The sequence below is a fragment of the Rhodococcus sp. P4_F3_2 genome, assembly GCF_056401335.1.
The window spans coordinates 57,833-73,937 of the sequence record NZ_JBFUJN010000015.1; the positions used below are offsets into that span (position 1 = coordinate 57,833).

A 16,105-nucleotide genomic window follows, 5' to 3' on the forward strand; every position below is an offset into this window, starting at 1 on the left:
CGCTTCTAGCGTCGCAGGTTCTCGAACACCGCTGCAATCCCTTGTCCGCCACCGATACACATGGTCTCGATCCCGTACCGTCCCTGGCGCCGGTCGAGTTCGCGCAGCAGATTGGCGAGGATCCGCCCACCGGTGGCACCGACAGGATGTCCGAGCGAGATCCCGGAACCGTTGACGTTGAAGCGCTCCTCGATGTCCTGCGCGCTCAATCCCCAGGCCTTGGCGCACGCGAGAACCTGTGCGGCGAATGCCTCGTTGACTTCGATGAGGTCGATGTCGTCCAGCGACAGATCGACACGGGAGAGAGCTTTCGCCACGGCAGGCACCGGTCCGATGCCCATCCGGTTCGGCTCCACACCCGCCACACCCCAGCTGACCAGTTTCGCGAACGGTCGCAGGCCAAGGCGTTCGGCGTTGGCCGCAGTGGTGACGATGGCCGCGGCTCCGGCGTCGTTCTGGCCGCAGGCGTTTCCGGCGGTGACTGTGGCTTCGGGGTCGACTCGACCTCGAATGGGGCGCAGTGCAGCAAGATCGGACAGCTGAATCCCTCGGCGTGGATGCTCGTCGCGAGTGACGACTGTCTGCTCACCACGGCGCCCGCGCACCGAAACGGGAATGGTCTCGTCGTCGAAATACCCGCTGTCCTGGGCATGAACGGCCCGTTCGTGCGATCGCACCGCGTATCGGTCCTGCTCGTCGCGGGTGATCGAGTACTCCCGGCGCAAGTTCTCGGCGGTCTCGATCATGCCGCCTTCGACTGGGAAGTTGACTCCGCCGGAGTTCGTGCGCGGTTTGGCCAATCGGTCGTGGAACTCGACCGAAGGGCGCTTTGTGCCCCAACGCATGTCGGTGGAGTAGAACTCGGTTCCGCTCATGCTCTCGGCGCCGCCGGCGATGACCAGATCACTCATCCCGGTCTGTACCTGCATCGCGGCGTAGATGATCGCCTGCAATCCCGAACCGCAACGGCGATCGAGTTGTATTCCGGGAACGGACACGTCCAGACCGGCGTCGAGTGCCGCGATTCGCCCGATGGCCGCGGCCTCTCCGTTGGCGTAACCCTGACCGAAGATGACGTCGTCGACATCGGTGGACGCAATGCCGGTTCGTTCGACGAGGCCACGCACAACAGTGCTGGCGAGAGTGGTGACGGGAACGTCCTTGAAGACTCCGCCGAATCCGCCCACCGGGGTGCGAACGGGTTCACAGATGACTGCGTCGTGCATGGAATGCGCCTGTCTCGAGGAGAGGTGGGGAATGCGTCGCGTGAACGGGCCGATCGAAGGGCCCCATAGCGACCTGGCCACTCGAATATCCAGCACGCGTGGCGCGGTTGTCAACAGCAGGAACGACCTGTTCGGACATAGTTTCCGCCATACGGTTCGTATGCGAAATCGACTTTGACACATATACCGTTCGGGGATTGAATGGATGCAGCGTCTCTGCCGCACACATGTCGCGGTGGGGTGAAAGTTCCTGGAGTCGAATCAGTTTCGTCGACAGGAGAGCACGAAGTACCGACAGACAGGTGGAACAGTGACTCGTTTGGCGCAGACGGCGGGATTGACCGAGACCCAGAGCGACATCGTCGGGGCGGTACGCGAGTTCGTCGATCGTGTGGTCATCCCCGCGGCGCAGGAGCTCGAACACTCCGATACGTACCCGACCGACATCGTCAAGCAGATGAAGGACATGGGTCTGTTCGGACTGACCATCGACCCCGAGTACGGGRGTATCGGCGAATCATTGCTCACCTACGCGCTGTGCGTCGAAGAGCTGGCCCGTGGATGGATGAGCGTGTCCGGCGTCATCAACACGCATTTCATCGTGGCTCACATGATCTCCGCGCACGGGACGCCGGAACAGAAGGCGAAGTACCTGCCACGTCTGGCGTCCGGGGAACTCACCGGCGCATTTTCCATGTCGGAACCGGCCCTGGGTTCCGATGTTGCTGCCATATCGACCAAGGCGAAGCGTGCGGAGTCCGGCGATTACGTGATCACCGGCCAGAAGATGTGGCTGACCAACGGTGGTTCGTCGACGTTGGTGGCAGTCCTTGTCAAGACGGACGAGGGCGCGGAGAAGCCGCACAACAATCTGACGACGATATTGATCGAGAAGCCCGCAGGTTTCGGCGAGGTACTCCCGGGCCTGACCATTCCGGGCAAGCTCGAGAAGATGGGCTACAAGGGAATCGACACCACGGAGATGATTTTCGACGGCTTCGAGATCGGAGCCGAAGAGGTTCTCGGTGGCACTCCCGGCTTGGGATTTCGGCACATGATGGACGGCGTCGAGGTCGGCCGGGTCAACGTCGCCGCGCGTGCGTGCGGAATCGCCCAGCGCGCTTTCGAACTGGCTGTCACCTACGCCAAGCAGCGCGAGACGTTCGGCAAGCCGATCGCCGAGCATCAGGCCATCGCGTTCCGGATCGCCGAAATGGGCACCAAAGTCGAAGCGGCACATCTGATGATGGTCAACGCAGCCAGGCTCAAGGACTCGGGTGAGCGCAACGACGTCGCAGCGGGTATGGCGAAGTATCTGGCGAGTGAATTCTGCTCGGAGGTCACGCAGGACAGTTTCCGTATCCATGGTGGATACGGCTACTCCAAGGAATACGAGATCGAGCGGTTGATGCGTGAGGCGCCGTTCCTTCTGATCGGAGAAGGCACCAGCGACATCCAGAAGCAGATCATCAGCAAGGGCTTGTTGCGCACCTACAACTGAGCCGACAAGCGGCACCGCGAACATGCGCGGTGCCGTTTTGTCGTGTCGGATCAGCGGGTGGACGTCAGTGGGTAAATATCAGCGGGTGAAGGTCAAGGTCGTCACCGGTGACCGGTTGCCGTATGCGTCAACGGCTTCGACGCGGGCTTCGTATGCGGTGCCCGCTGCGGCATCGGGAATCGGAATGTCGAGGCTGTTCGGCCGCGGCATGAAGTAGAAGTCCGAGAGCACCTTCGACGAGACCACCTTCGCTCCGGTGGCTGTGTCCGTGACCTCGACGGCGTAGTGGTGCACCATCTGATCGTCCTTGGCCTGCGCGATCCTCAGTGCGGTCGCACCGTTTTCGCCGGTCGTCACCGAGAGCGGAGTGCTCGAGGTGAACTCCGGCGCGTGCGTGTTCCGTGCGCCCGAGGTGTAGCGGAAGTTGTCCTTGATCTGCTGGTTGGTCGACCCGTCGAGCTCGACCGTCCAACCCGAGCCGCTCAGCGTGCCCGCGCTCGAGTACGGCGGCTGCCAGTTGGCTGACCACGCGCCTCCGGTGTAGATGTCGTGCTTGTCTGCCGCCATGTTGATGCGGTTGATTTCCGTGCGGTCCTGGTAGACCTCCACGAAGAGCGCTTGGGCAGTGGGTGATTCGAAACGGTTCGCGAGACCGGACTCGGTCACCATCTGGTAGCCGTGATCGATTTCGATGTAGGACATCGAGCCGTCGTTGACCGACGTGAAGTCGCGTTGATGGATCGACCGGTCGTCGTTGTTGTTCAGATGTGAGTGCCCGGAGAAGAAGATTGCCTGAGGGAAGGCGCTCAAGTCTTCGGTCAGTCGAGGGTTCGACGCCTGCTGGCCGTCCATGGCTGTGTTGCTTGCCGGCCGGTGTCCCTGGACCAGGATCGGCTTGGTCAGGTTCCCGGACTCCGCGGTGATTTCGGTCAGGCGGGACTTCAGCCAATTACGTTGCGCTGAATCATTGTTGTATGTCTCGGTGTTGACCGTGAAGAGATGGACACCGCTGACATCGGATTCGTAGTATCCGCCACCGGAATCCGGGAACCACTCCGCCGGATATCCGGCTCTGATTGCCGCGAGACTTGCATCGTGATTGCCGTTGGAGATCAGGAGTTGTGTGTCGTTCATGCCCTTCCTGGCGAGGTTTGCCTGGAAGATTTCTGCGACGATCTTGTGGTCAGGCCCCTTGCCGTCTCCGTTGTCGTTGATCATGTCGCCGTTGGAGAGGATCGCGTCGGGTTTCGGGAAGATGGAACCGATTGTGTCGAAAAAGCTTTCGTACTTCTTGKCGTTGTTCGCGTGGTCGCCGACGTGGACGTCGGACATTACGACGACCTGAGCCAGCGGCTTCTCCGAGGTCTTGATCAGGTAGCCGAACGAGACGGCCGCGCTCGCGTGATCGCCGCGGAAAGCGGCGACAGTGACGTTGGTGTCCTGTGCGATCTGCAGCGGACGTCCCGGTGTGGCAGCTTGGCTGTCGGTGGTGGGTGTCGTTCCGTCCAAGGTGTAGCGGACGGTGGCGCCGCGCTCGGCGGTGAAGGTCAGATCGACAGGGTGCTCGTACCGTCCGCCGGGGACGCTGACGCCGGGCGCTGCGGGCGGCGTGTTGCTCTCGCCCGAAGAGCTACCCCATTCGAAGGACGAACTGCCCCAGCTGGGTTCGGCTTGGGATTCGGCGGGGGCGATGCCGGGAACGGCGAGAGCCGCGGTCACGGCTGCTATCGCGATGGTCGTACGTCTCACGAGGATTCCTTGTCTTCGACGCGGTGGTTCAGACCCATTCGTAATTGGTCTGGACCAATTACGCTAGGTGGCGCCGGGTAGAAAAAGGTGTGTCCTGTATGTCCGACTAGTGAAGCGTGTATGAACACCGTCCGCGCTTGCCGGCGGTACTGTCGGCTGCGCTTATGGCAAAGTCGATGGCGTGGACCTACGTCAGATCGAGTACTTCCTTGCCGTTGCCGGTGGGGAGTCCTTGTCGACGGCTGCGCAGAATCTGTCGGTCACCAAGCCGTCGTTGTCGCAGGGTATTCGTGGTCTCGAGCGTGAACTCGGAGTCGAACTGTTTCACCGTGTCGGTCGCGGTTTGGTTCTGACGGCGGCAGGTCGGGCGTTGGTAGGGCCGGCGAGGCAGATGATGCGCAGCAGTGCGGCCGCATTCAATGTCGCGACCGGGACGGCCGACGAGCCTCGTGGGCGGCTCGACATCTGCTCCGCGGCACATGGTCTCGAAGGTCCGATCGCACGCATCGTGGCGGACTTTCGTGAGCGGTGGCCTGCTGTGACCGTTCGGGTCGGTGAACTGCCGCAGGGCGCAACGTCTGAGCAGGTGTTGGCAGACGGCGCATGTGAGGTGGTCTTCAGCTATTGGCCACCCGACATGTCGGCGCTGTCCACGAAAGTGATCGGGGTGAACGAATACTGGCTGGCAGTGCCGTCGGGGGTTCATCCTGACGTCTGGCCGAATGGTGTGAAACCCGCTGCGGGAGAGCCGGTGTCATTGACGGCGTTGCCCGATCTCCCCGTGGTGGGTGTGCTCAAACACTCGCGGGCTCGGCTTGCCATCGAGTCGTCTCTGCAGGCCGCCGGGGCCCGGACTCGGATGTCGACGGAGTTGGCGCAGCGGGAGACCGTCGGCGCGTTCGTCTTTGCGGGTTTGGGCATGGCATTCATGGAGCGTTCGTTGGCCGAGAGATCGGTCGCGTCCGGCGCGGAGATATTTCCGGTGGAGCCGGCGATCTCACTGAATTACGGCATCGAGTTCGATCCGGAGACGCTCTCGCCGTTGGGCAGGCTGTTCGTAGGCGGCTTGTGACGTGTGGAGACGTTCTCGATGTACGCAGACCCGGCCGGCGAGAGCGGGCCGTCGCGGTAGACCAAGATCGTCTGCCGCGTGATCGGTGGGAAAAGCGAGCGAACCTCAGATGCTGGGGAGTCTTGTTCGGCGATCGATCTGGGCAGCAGCGCGGCGCCTACACCTTGCCCGACCATTTCCCGGACGGCAAGGCGATCAGGTACTTCCACGACGACGTTGGTGAGCTCCAGATCGCCGTCGATCGAACGCCCGCGCCGAAATGTCGATGCCTCGACCACCATCGGCAGGCGCGCAACCACGGCGTGCGGAACCGGATCGGGTAGGTCTGTGGCCAGGCGAACGGGGATCGACAAGACCGTTTCCTGGGTACTCACGGCAATTTCTCGAAGCCCGTCGGAGACATCGGTACCCGGGTGGGTCTCGAGAAACCCGAGTTCACACGTGCCCGCTCTGACCAGCGCGCGCACGTCCTGTGCGTTCGGGACGGCGTTCGTGGAGAACCGAATGCCGGGCGCCGTCAGATGGAGGCGTCCCGCGACCTCTGCGACAGGGTCGATGGCAAGATCGGACTGAACAGCTATGGCGAGTTCGCCGGCGCGCAAAGCGGTTACTGCGGCCACCGCGGCTTCGGCCCGAGCAACGTCGGCGAGCAACGCACGTGCAGAATCGGTAATTGCCAGTCCGACTGTGGTGGGAGCCAGACCGCGAGTGGTGCGCTCGAAGAGTGTGGCTCCGAGTGCTCGTTCGAGGTTGCGTACGGCCTGCGAGAGTGACGGTTGCGAGATACGCAGGACGTCCGCGGCGGCGGTGACGCTGCCGTGATCGACGACGGCGACGAGATACTGCGCGCTGCGTATGTCCATCCCGGGTGCCAGCATCTGACAAATTCTCGCAGATGACGACGCCTTGGCGCCTGCGACTTGCTGCGACCTGCAGACATAGGTCTCAGCTATGGCTCTGTGCGCCTTCTCGTCTTTGTGGCGCAGGCCATAGCGATGGTCGACTGTTCCAGTACCACCGACCGCGGTTCGTGCTCGGTGAGTACCTGGAACACAGGAGCGTGATGTGAGCGAGCTTCACCTACCCAACCGGATACGCCACTCGGCGTCGACACGGCCGTCCGATCCGGCGATCACGTGCGGCGACCGAACTTTGACATGGGCTGAGCTGGATGGCGAGACCAGTACCTTGGCGAGCGCGCTGGCAGAAGTGACCGCAGCCGGTGCTCGCGTCGGTGCGTTACTGCGGATGGGGCTCGAAGGTGCGGAAACCTTCATCGCGTGTGCGAAGGCAGGCGCTGTGTTCATCCCGTTGAACTGGCGGCTCAACCCACTCGAACTCGTCGACATCGCCGAGGATGCGGAGCTCGACGTCTTGATCGTCGATGACGAGTTCGCCGCGGGGGCGGCGGCGATGTCCGCAGCGTTGCCGGAGATCGAGGTCATAACCGTGGGAGCTGCAGGGGGCCTGCCGGATTCGCGAACCTGGGCGGAGTTCGTGGCCTCCGGGAACGGCGTCGACCCCGGACAGGGGCACGATCCGGACGCAGCAGTTCTGCAGCTGTACACCTCCGGGACAACCGGCCGGCCCAAGGGCGTCGTGGCCACGCACCGGAATCTGTACAACGAGCCAGAGGGGTTCGATGTCTACGAATTCGGTTCGAATGCAGTCGCACTCGACGCACTTCCCCTCTTTCACATCGCCGGCGCCGGCTGGATGAGTACGTGCTTGTCGGCCGGAGTGCCTTTGGTGCTGCTCGGAGACATGGCGCCGGCTCGGGTCGCTGATGCCATCGCGACTCACCACGTCACCCATGCATTTCTGGTGCCTGCCGTCATTCAGACGCTGGTAGATCTGCCCACTCTCGACAGTTTCGATCTGGCGAGCCTGGAGGTGGTCGCCTATGGGGCGTCTCCGATCACTCCGGCACTCCTCGCTCATGCGATGACTGTCTTGAACTGCAAATTCGTCCAGCGATACGGGATGACCGAGACAACGGGTTCGGTATCCGTCCTTCGTGCCTTCGACCATCATGTGAGCGGACCGCGTTCGGAGTTGCTCCGATCTGCGGGAAAACCCATGATCGGCGTCGAGATCTCCATTCGAGACGTCACAACTGGTGAGGTATTGCCGCCCAACAAATCCGGTGAGATCGTTGCGCGCAGCAGAAACAACACTCGCGGGTACTGGCGACGTGAACGAGAGACGGCGGAATTGTTCACTCAGGACGGCTTTCTCCGAACAGGCGACGCCGGCCATTTGGACGACGAGGGGTATCTGTTCGTCACCGACCGCCTCAAGGACATGATCATCACCGGCGGTGAGAACGTCTATCCGATCGAGGTGGAATCCATTCTGGCCGAACACCCCTCGGTTGCCGAGGTCGCTGTGGTCGGGGTTCCGGACAAGCGCTGGGGTGAATCCGTCACCGCGGTGGTCAAACTGGTCGACGGTGCCGACGTGCCGAGCATCGACGAGTTGATCGCGTTCAGTACAGCGAAGTTGGCGTCGTACAAGAAACCTCGCCAGATCCATTTCGTGGACTCCCTACCTCGCAACGCGAGCGGGAAACTGCTCAAGTCGAGCCTGCGGACCATGCTGAACGCGAGCGGAGAAGCATCATGATCGTGACCGAAGACGTCGGTGTCGCACAACGTGAGGCGTGGGCGAACAAAGTCCTTCCACCGGTCGAACAGGTGCGGGACGGATTGTGGTCGATCCCTGTTCCCATGCCGGACAACCCTTTGCGTTACGTGCTCGTCTACGCACTCGCGCTCGACGACGGACTTGCCCTCATCGACGTCGGTTGGGATCACGAACAGTCGTGGCAGGCTCTCGTCGACGGCATAGCATCGATCGGATACCACGTTTCCGAAGTGCGCTATGCGGCAATCACGCACCTGCATCCCGATCACTTCGGTCTGGCGCCGCGTCTTCGGCAGGTCAGCGGCGCAACGCTTGCGATGCACGTGGCCGACGCGACGCTCCTCGGATACCACGGTCCCGAGCAGACCCGCGACGACATCAGTGGCTGGAACCTGCAATTGTCCGAACTCGGCGCACCGGCCGAAGTGCTCGACGCGTCTCGGGTCGACCTGGTGCGGTTCGCCGAGCACGAAACCATCGACATTGTTCTGGGAGACGGTGATTCACTCGATCTTCCCGGGTGGAATCTCCGGGCCCAGTGGACACCGGGGCACACTCCCGGACATCTCTGCTTCGTGGAAGAGGACAGAGGCTTGTTGTTCAGCGGCGATCACATGCTGCCGAGGATCAGCCCGAACATCTCCACGATTCCCGGTGAACTCGAGAACCCGCTTCATCGTTATCTTCTCTCGCTCGAGGCGACGACAACACTGGGCGAATGCGAAGTGCTTCCGGCACATGAATATCGATTCCGTGGGATCGCCGATCGTGCACGTCAATTGATGGGGCACCACGAGGAGCGATTGGCGGAGATCGTGGCTGCGGTGCAGGATGAGCCCGAATCCACGGCCTGGGAACTCTCACGCACGATCTCCTGGTCTCGCCCGTTCGAACAGATGTCGCCGCGACTACTTCGCTTGGCAGTCCGCGAAACCCATGCTCATCTCGTTGTTTTGGCCAAGCGGGAGATCGTGACACCGTCCGGCGGCACACCCGTGCGCTGGAGCATTCGCGCGCAGTGACCTTTCAAGAATCTCATCACGGAAGTAGGAACCGAACATGAGCGTCGTGCTCACCGACTTCGCCGAGGGCGTTGCCGTCATCACCCTCAATCGTCCCGAGGCCAAGAACGCGGTCAATCTCGAACTTGCCGAAGCCTTGGCTGCGGCCATCGACGAGTTCGAGAACAGGTCGGACCTCACCATCGGTATTCTGACCGGAGCTGGTGGAACCTTCTGCGCTGGTATGGATCTCAAGGGTTTTGCGCGCGGGGAACGGCCATCGCTGCCGGGTCGTGGTTTTGCCGGTCTGACCGAGGCTCCGCCGTCGAAGCCGCTGATCGCAGCCGTCGAGGGGTGGGCCCTCGCCGGCGGGTGCGAACTTGCGTTGGCGGCCGATCTGATCGTGGCATCCACCGACGCGAAATTCGGCTTGCCCGAAGTGAAGCGGGGACTTGCCGCGGCCGCCGGTGGCCTTTTGCGTCTGCCCAAGATCCTCCCGTACCAGTTGGCCATGGAAATCGCGATCACTGGGGATCCGCTCAGTGCCACCGTGGCGCATCATCACGGCTTGGTCAATCGGCTCGCCGAACCGGGACAGGCACTGACCGTCGCAGGCGAGCTTGCGGCCCGAGTAGCGGCAAACGGTCCACTGGCTGTTCGCGCGACCAAGCAGGTACTGGCGATGTCCGCCAAGTACACCGATCCGGATGCCTTTGTCGCGCAACGCGAATTCATCGACCCGGTCTTCACCTCACGTGACGCCAAGGAAGGTGCAACGGCGTTTGCCGAGAAGCGCTCTCCCGTGTGGAGTGGCTCATGAGTGCCGAGACGATCGAGCGCGCGGCCGTAAGCATCGAACGTGATGGTGCTGTCGCGACGATTGTTCTCTGTCGGCCGCACCGCCGCAACGCTCTCGATCTCGACGCCTGGATCGCTCTACGTGAAGCAGTCCTCGAACTTCAAGAGGATTCGCAGATTCGCTCTGTGATCCTGACCGGCGCGGACGGGACCTTCTGTGCGGGCTCCGATCTGGACAAACGCGGCTCGTCGCACCCGCTCGATCGCATGCGTGTCATCAACGCAACGGCGATCGCACTGGGTGAGTTTCCCAAGCCTCTGGTGGCGAAGGTCGACGGGTTTGCCGTCGGAGCCGGATGGAACATGGCGTTGCTCTGCGACTTCGTCGTAGCAGCCAAGGGCGCGAAGTTCAGCCAGATCTTTGCCAAACGGGGGTTGTCTGTCGACTTCGGGGGTTCGTGGATCCTGCCGAGACTGGTCGGCCTCCAGCAAGCGAAGCGACTGGTGATTCTCGCCGAGACGATCGACGCACAGGAAGCCTACGAGCTCGGGCTGGTGACCTATCTGGTCGAACCGGGTGAACTGGACGAACACACGTCGAAGCTTGCGCAGCGGCTCGCTGACGGTCCGCCAGCCGCACTGAGTCAGTCTGCCGCCATGCTCGAACATCACACTTCACTCTCGTTGCGGGAAGCCTTGGACAACGAGGCGAGGGCGCAAGCGGTCAATTTTGCGACGGATGCTACCGACGCGGTTCGTGCCTTCGTGGAAAAGCGGGAGCCGGTCTTCACCGGAGAGTGGGCCGTACCAGGGCTAACTCGAGTGGAGTGAGCGTCAGATCGCTGGTCGTATGATGGATGAGTGGATCTGCATTTCGTCACCTACTTCGTCGCTGTCGTCGACCACGGTGGGATAACGAAGGCCGCTCAGGCTCTCTACATTTCGCAGCCCTCGCTGTCACAGGCAATTCGCACGCTCGAGCGTCGACTCGGCGCCACGCTGTTCGATCGGACCGGCAGGCGGTTGGTTCTTACCGACGCGGGCCGCACGTTCGATCTCGCGGCCAGGAGAATCCTTGCCGACGTCGAGCGCGCGAAGGCTAAAGTGACCGCCGTTCGCGAACTCGAGTTCGGCCGGGTGGACGTCGTCTCGTACTCGGCGTTCTCCATCGATCCGATGGTCGAGTTGGTTCGTCGATTCCGGGCCAACTTTCCGAAGATCGTCGTGCGCGTCCTCGACACCTACGGCCCGGCCGGGGTCGACAATGCGTTACGGCGAGGGTCGGCCGAGGTCGGCGTCAGCGATCTGAGTATCGGGTACGAAGGTTTGGTCACGGCTCCGATTGCCGCTCAGGAGTTGGTACTCGCCACCCATGCGTCGTTGTCCGGCCGGCTTGCAACGCCGTTGGCGGATCCGGTTCCGCGAGCCCTCTTGCACAGTTTGCCGCTGGTGGTCGATCTCGGTGATCAATCGAATCAGTTCCGGGGTCTACTGAGCGAAGGCGCCGAGAACGTAGTCGTGGACTGTGTCCACCCTGTGACCACGTGGGAACTGGTTCGCCGCGGAATCGGCGCCACTGTCGTGCCGAGAAGGGTTGCACAGCAGCAGATGACAGACGTCTGCGCCTTCTCCTTCGATCCGCCGCTGACACGCGACGTCGGCATCGTCTATCGCTCGGGCGAGCAATCCCCGGCCGCCGCCGCATTCATCGCGACGGCTGCGGAAATGGCCACCTCCGCCGTTCCGTCCAAGGAAGAGGAGTGAACTGTGGAATTCCGGCAGATGGAGTACTTCCTCGCGGTCGTCGAAAACAAGGGAATCAACGGCGCCGCAGCTGCATTGGGAGTTGCTCAGCCGACCGTGTCACAAGCGTTGCGCGGGCTCGAACGTGAACTGGGAGTGAGGCTTTTCCATCGCATCGGGCGCGGCATGGTGCTCAGTGCGGCCGGTCGCAGCCTGGTCGGCCCGAGTCGACAGGTTTTGCGAGACGTAGCTTCGGCGGCTGAACAGTTGACGGCATCCGATGGCGCCATCGTCGGACGCCTCGACATCATGGCTTTCCCTGCACTGACCTCGGGGACGATCGTCGATCTGATTGCGGAGTTCTGTCGACGCTATCCGCAAGCACGAGTCAGATTCTCGGAACTCGAGCGTGAGGACAATCTGGAAAGTCTCATCCGGGACGGCCACTGCGAATTCGCGGTGGCTCATCTGCCACTCGAAGCGGGCGAAGGGCTCGAGATCGTCGAATTGGGGGAGCAGGAGTACCGCCTGGTCTACCCGGCGGGAACCGAACTGCCCGAGGGGCCGGTACGCCTTTCGGAAATGCCGGACATTCCCATGGTATTCGTTCCTCGCGGGGCAGCGATGGGCGACGCGATCGAAGATTCGATCCGAAAGGCCGGTATTAGAACGGAACTCGCGGTGGTGACCGAGCAACGGGAGTCACGGCTCCCGATGGTCATCGCCGGCCTCGGCGGTTCGTTGGTCGAGCGCTCGGTGGCGAAATCGATGCCTGGTCAGGTCGTGGAACGGGCCTGCGAGCCGAGATTCCTGCGTGCGTACGGTCTCGCCTTCGACCCCTCGACGTTGTCGCCGGTGGGACAGGTATTCGTGAACCTGATCCACGAGTACCTGTCCGACGAATCCCTCTCTGACGAACACCGGTCACAGCACTAGAGTCGGCAGATGCGTTCTCGAGCGGCAGCGTACTCGGCGGCGAGACGCTCTACTACTGCATGCGTCGGAAGTACGGCGTCGATCGCTCCGATGCCCTGTCCGGCGCCCCAGATGTCGCGCCACGCCTTGGTATCGGTGTCGGTGGTCGCGAAACTCATTGCGGAAGGATCGGATTCGGCTAGGTTGTCGGGGTCCAAGCCGGCGGCAACGATGCTGCCCCGCAGGTAGTTTCCGTGTACTCCGGTGAACAGGTTGGAATAGACGATGTCGGAGGCCCCTGAACCCACGATCATCTCCTTGTACGCAGGATCCGCGTTAGCCTCTTCGGTTGCGATGAAAGCTGATCCGACGTATGCCAAATCGGCTCCGGCCGCGAGCGCAGCGAGAATCGAATCACCATGAGCGATGGCACCTGACAACAGCAGTGGACCGGCGAACCACTCACGAATCTCCCGAATCAGGGCAAACGGCGACTGCCTACCGGCATGACCACCGGCCCCGGCAGCTACCGCGATCAGTCCGTCGGCGCCCTTCTCGATCGCCTTGCGTGCAAAGCGATTGTCGATGACGTCGTGAAGAACGATTCCACCGTATGCGTGGACGGCGTCGTTGATGTCGGTGCGAGCGCCGAGGGACGTGATGACGATCGGAACCTCGAACTCGGCGATGGTCGCCAGGTCCTCTTCCAGGCGGTTGTTGGACCGGTGGACGATGAGGTTGACGGCAAATGGCGCCGACGGATTTTCCGGGTGCTCACGATCATGGTCCTCACGAGCGACCGTGATCAGTTTGAGCCAATCCCGAAGTGCCGACTGCGGACGAGCATTCAGTGCCGGGAAGGACCCGATGACCCCAGCGGTGCACTGCGCGATGACGAGGTCAGGAGTCGAGATGATGAACATCGGTGAAGCGAGAACCGGGACACGCAGTTGCGACGTCAGGTCTGCGAAGGTCGTCACCTGGAACCGCCTTTCTGATCGACGGATTCGAGAAGTCTCGAGCGGAGGTCGGTCTTGAGGACCTTACCGGCAGCCGATGTCGGAAGGAGTTCTACCTCGACGACCTCGCGAATCTTCTTGTACRGCAGCACCTGCTCGGCGACAAACGCCTTGATCTGCTCGGCGTCGAACTCGGCGCCCGGAATCATCACCACGAAGGCTACGGGCTCCTGGCCGTTGCTCCCCACTTCGCGGCCGACAACCGCGGCAGTCGAGATCGCCGGGTGCGAAACCAGAATCTCTTCGAGTTCACGCGGATAGACGTTGTACCCCTTGTAGATGAGCATGTCCTTCGCCCGGTCACAGATGAAGAGGTATCCGTCCGAGTCCAGGTACGCGATGTCACCCGTGTCCAACCAGCCGTCGACGAACTGTTCTGCGGTGGTTTCCGGGTGTCCGAGATAGCCGTCGGTGACTTGAGGCCCACGCACCCACAGTTCGCCGCGTTCGTTCTCGCCCAGAACGGTCTTCCGGTCCAGCTGATCGCGAATCTGGATTTCGGTGTCGAAGATCGGGAGGCCGACGCTGCTCTGCCGGTATTCCGAGCCGTTGATCAGCGGAGCTGCCGTGACCACACAGGTGGCCTCGGTCAGCCCGTACCCCTCGACGACGAGCGCTTTGGGAAATGCCCGGCGGAGTGCGGCGAGCGTGACGCTGTCGATCGGGGCAGCGCCCGAAGAGACGACGCACACGCTGTCGGTGTTGCGCACCGTAGCGTCGGGATGAACCGACAGTGCATGCCACATGGCGGGAGACCCGGTGAGATAGGTGGCCTCGTGCTTTTCGATCAGTTCGAGCATCCGGCCGGGTTCGAACCGACCGGCAAATACCTGGGTGAGACCGGAAATCAACAGGAACGACGTGTTGAGCAACGAATGTGCGTGGAAGAGAGGTGAGACCACGATGGTCGCCCCTGTTCCCGGCGTCGGACCGAGCACGTCGAGGCCGTCGATGCGTCGAGGCGTGACGAGACCGTCCGGACCTGCCTCCAACTCGTGCCCGGTTCTCCACCCACACATCTGCGTGATGTTGCCGACGACGTTGCGGTGAAGAACACGAACACCTTTGGATACTCCGGTGGTTCCGCCGGTGAACGCGATGTGTGCGATGTCGTCGCTTCGGACGGAGGCAGGGGTGAATTCGGTGGGTAGATCGGCGATGAAGGCGTCGAACGCGACGACCGACTCCGGTGTGTCGAGCGCACCCTCGGTGTCCTGGACCATCACGATCGTACGTACGGAGGTTCCGGAAGAGGCCGCGAGCAGTGTGTGCAGCTGCGAACTCTGAGTGACCGCAGCAACGGCGGACGTCTCCTCGATCTGCTTGCGCAGTCCAAGTTCTGGCTGCAGCGGATTGACCAATGTAACGGTCGTCCCGGCCTGCAGGCAGCCGTAGTAGGCCTGGAGGAACTCGACGCAGTTGCCGAGGTGTAGCAACACGACGTCGCCGACGCCGACCCCGGCCTGCCGCAGTGCGCCGGCGAATTGTGCACTGCGCTGACCGAGTTCGCGGAACGTGCACGTGCGCTCGCCGTCCACGACGGCGAGGCGATCACCGTAGAGCGCCGCCATGCTGGGTGCCCAGTAGGCCATGGTGGTGTCCGGGTAGTGCATGTTGTGGCGCAGTTGAGGATTGGCGATCACGCTGATGCCCGTCACCGGGGAGCCATTCGGATAGCGCCGTCGAGTCTGATGGTTTCGCCGTTGAGATAGCCGTTCTCGAGCATCGAGACGGCCAGCTGGCCGAACTCGTCCGGGCGACCCAGCCGTGAGGGGTTGGGAACCGAGGCTTCGAGGGCCGTGCGCACATCTTCGCGCAGGCGCGCCAGCAGGGGAGTGTCCATGATGCCGGGAGCAATGGTGTTGACGCGGATTCCGCGGCTGGCGAGATCGCGGGCAGCGGTGACCGTCATACCGACGATGCCGGCTTTGGATGCTGTGTAGTTGATCTGACCGATCTGACCTTCGAATGCTGCGACCGACGCCGTCATGATGATGGCACCTCGCTCACCGTCCGCGGCATCGAGTTCTGCCATCCGCTCGGCGCCGAGACGGAGTGCGTTGAACGAACCGACAAGATTCAATTTGACGACGAACTCGAAATCTTCGACCGATCCGGCTTTTCCGTCCTTGTCGAGAATGCGCATGCGACGCCCGGCACCCGCGCAGTGGACGACGCCGCGAAGGCCGCCGCGCTCGTGCGCCGCGTCGAGTGCTTCGGCGAATTGTTCGCTGTCGGTGACGTCGGCCGGGGCGAATTGCGCGGCAGCTCCGAGATCGGCCGCCACCTGCTTACCGTCGGACGAAGGCAGATCGATCAACGTGACCTGCGCTCCGGCGTCGAGCAGCCGTCGAGCGGTTGCCAGGCCGAGACCTGAAGCGCCGCCGGTGATCGCGGTGGAAAGTCCCTCGAGTTTCATGGATCAATTCTTCTTT

The 16,105-nt window shown here is 62.4% G+C and carries 14 protein-coding genes; 8 read left to right on the top strand and 6 right to left on the bottom strand.

The window, feature by feature from the left end; translation table 11 throughout:
• Nucleotides 1–5: 5 nt before the first annotated feature.
• Entirely contained in the window at nucleotides 6–1,226 is a 1,221-nt protein-coding gene (locus AC1DWA_RS17815; RefSeq protein WP_020909227.1) for an acetyl-CoA C-acetyltransferase, read from the bottom strand.
• A 310-nt stretch (nucleotides 1,227–1,536) separates the two neighbouring features.
• Here AC1DWA_RS17815 and AC1DWA_RS17820 point away from each other — a divergent pair, with 310 nt between their 5' ends.
• Entirely contained in the window at nucleotides 1,537–2,727 is a 1,191-nt protein-coding gene (locus AC1DWA_RS17820) for an acyl-CoA dehydrogenase family protein (RefSeq protein ID WP_477916869.1), read from the top strand.
• 78 nt (nucleotides 2,728–2,805) lie between these two features.
• Here the strand turns inward: AC1DWA_RS17820 and AC1DWA_RS17825 are convergent, their stop codons facing one another.
• Nucleotides 2,806–4,476, bottom strand: coding sequence for a chitobiase/beta-hexosaminidase C-terminal domain-containing protein (locus AC1DWA_RS17825; protein ID WP_477916871.1), 1,671 nt, complete (start codon nucleotides 4,474–4,476; stop codon nucleotides 2,806–2,808).
• 181 nt (nucleotides 4,477–4,657) lie between these two features.
• Here AC1DWA_RS17825 and AC1DWA_RS17830 point away from each other — a divergent pair, with 181 nt between their 5' ends.
• The gene (locus AC1DWA_RS17830) at nucleotides 4,658–5,548 is read left to right on the top strand and encodes a LysR family transcriptional regulator (RefSeq protein WP_021331928.1); all 891 of its coding nucleotides are present in this window, start codon (nucleotides 4,658–4,660) and stop codon (nucleotides 5,546–5,548) included.
• Here the strand turns inward: AC1DWA_RS17830 and AC1DWA_RS17835 are convergent.
• Entirely contained in the window at nucleotides 5,482–6,426 is a 945-nt protein-coding gene (locus AC1DWA_RS17835) for a LysR family transcriptional regulator (protein WP_477846487.1), read from the bottom strand. The two genes, AC1DWA_RS17830 and AC1DWA_RS17835, sit on opposite strands and share 67 nt — an antisense overlap.
• A gap of 187 nt (nucleotides 6,427–6,613) precedes the next feature.
• On the opposite strand from AC1DWA_RS17835, the gene AC1DWA_RS17840 reads away from it, so the two are divergent.
• The 6 genes from AC1DWA_RS17840 to AC1DWA_RS17865 are packed head-to-tail and all read left to right on the top strand — an operon-like array spanning nucleotide 6,614 to nucleotide 12,672.
• Complete coding sequence (locus AC1DWA_RS17840; RefSeq protein WP_477846488.1) at nucleotides 6,614–8,173, top strand: long-chain-fatty-acid--CoA ligase; 1,560 nt, start codon at nucleotides 6,614–6,616, stop codon at nucleotides 8,171–8,173.
• A complete protein-coding gene (locus tag AC1DWA_RS17845) occupies nucleotides 8,170–9,216 on the top strand; it encodes an MBL fold metallo-hydrolase (protein WP_003940131.1) in 1,047 nt (348 codons plus the stop codon). The genes AC1DWA_RS17840 and AC1DWA_RS17845 overlap by 4 nt, the downstream gene beginning before the upstream one ends.
• Before the next feature lie 37 nt (nucleotides 9,217–9,253).
• Complete coding sequence (locus tag AC1DWA_RS17850) at nucleotides 9,254–10,015, top strand: crotonase/enoyl-CoA hydratase family protein (protein ID WP_477846489.1); 762 nt, start codon at nucleotides 9,254–9,256, stop codon at nucleotides 10,013–10,015.
• Nucleotides 10,012–10,824: an enoyl-CoA hydratase/isomerase family protein gene (locus AC1DWA_RS17855; RefSeq protein ID WP_477846490.1), complete on the top strand. Its 813-nt coding sequence runs from the start codon at nucleotides 10,012–10,014 to the stop codon at nucleotides 10,822–10,824. Before AC1DWA_RS17850 ends, AC1DWA_RS17855 begins: the two co-directional genes overlap by 4 nt.
• 30 nt (nucleotides 10,825–10,854) lie before the next feature.
• Entirely contained in the window at nucleotides 10,855–11,757 is a 903-nt protein-coding gene (locus tag AC1DWA_RS17860; RefSeq protein WP_133727135.1) for a LysR family transcriptional regulator, read from the top strand.
• A 3-nt stretch (nucleotides 11,758–11,760) separates the two neighbouring features.
• Nucleotides 11,761–12,672: a LysR family transcriptional regulator gene (locus tag AC1DWA_RS17865; protein WP_113682594.1), complete on the top strand. Its 912-nt coding sequence runs from the start codon at nucleotides 11,761–11,763 to the stop codon at nucleotides 12,670–12,672.
• Here the strand turns inward: AC1DWA_RS17865 and AC1DWA_RS17870 are convergent.
• From AC1DWA_RS17870 to AC1DWA_RS17880, 3 genes are read right to left on the bottom strand one after another with little or no spacing between them, the layout of a single operon-like run.
• The gene (locus AC1DWA_RS17870; protein WP_477846500.1) at nucleotides 12,669–13,574 is read right to left on the bottom strand and encodes an NAD(P)H-dependent flavin oxidoreductase; all 906 of its coding nucleotides are present in this window, start codon (nucleotides 13,572–13,574) and stop codon (nucleotides 12,669–12,671) included. The two genes, AC1DWA_RS17865 and AC1DWA_RS17870, sit on opposite strands and share 4 nt — an antisense overlap.
• A gap of 53 nt (nucleotides 13,575–13,627) precedes the next feature.
• Nucleotides 13,628–15,283, bottom strand: a complete 1,656-nt coding sequence (locus AC1DWA_RS17875) for a class I adenylate-forming enzyme family protein (protein ID WP_477916877.1) — start codon at nucleotides 15,281–15,283, stop codon at nucleotides 13,628–13,630.
• A 41-nt stretch (nucleotides 15,284–15,324) separates the two neighbouring features.
• On the bottom strand, nucleotides 15,325–16,089 hold the full coding sequence (locus AC1DWA_RS17880; protein ID WP_477846491.1) for an SDR family NAD(P)-dependent oxidoreductase: 765 nt from the start codon (nucleotides 16,087–16,089) through the stop codon (nucleotides 15,325–15,327).
• Nucleotides 16,090–16,105 lie beyond the last annotated feature (16 nt).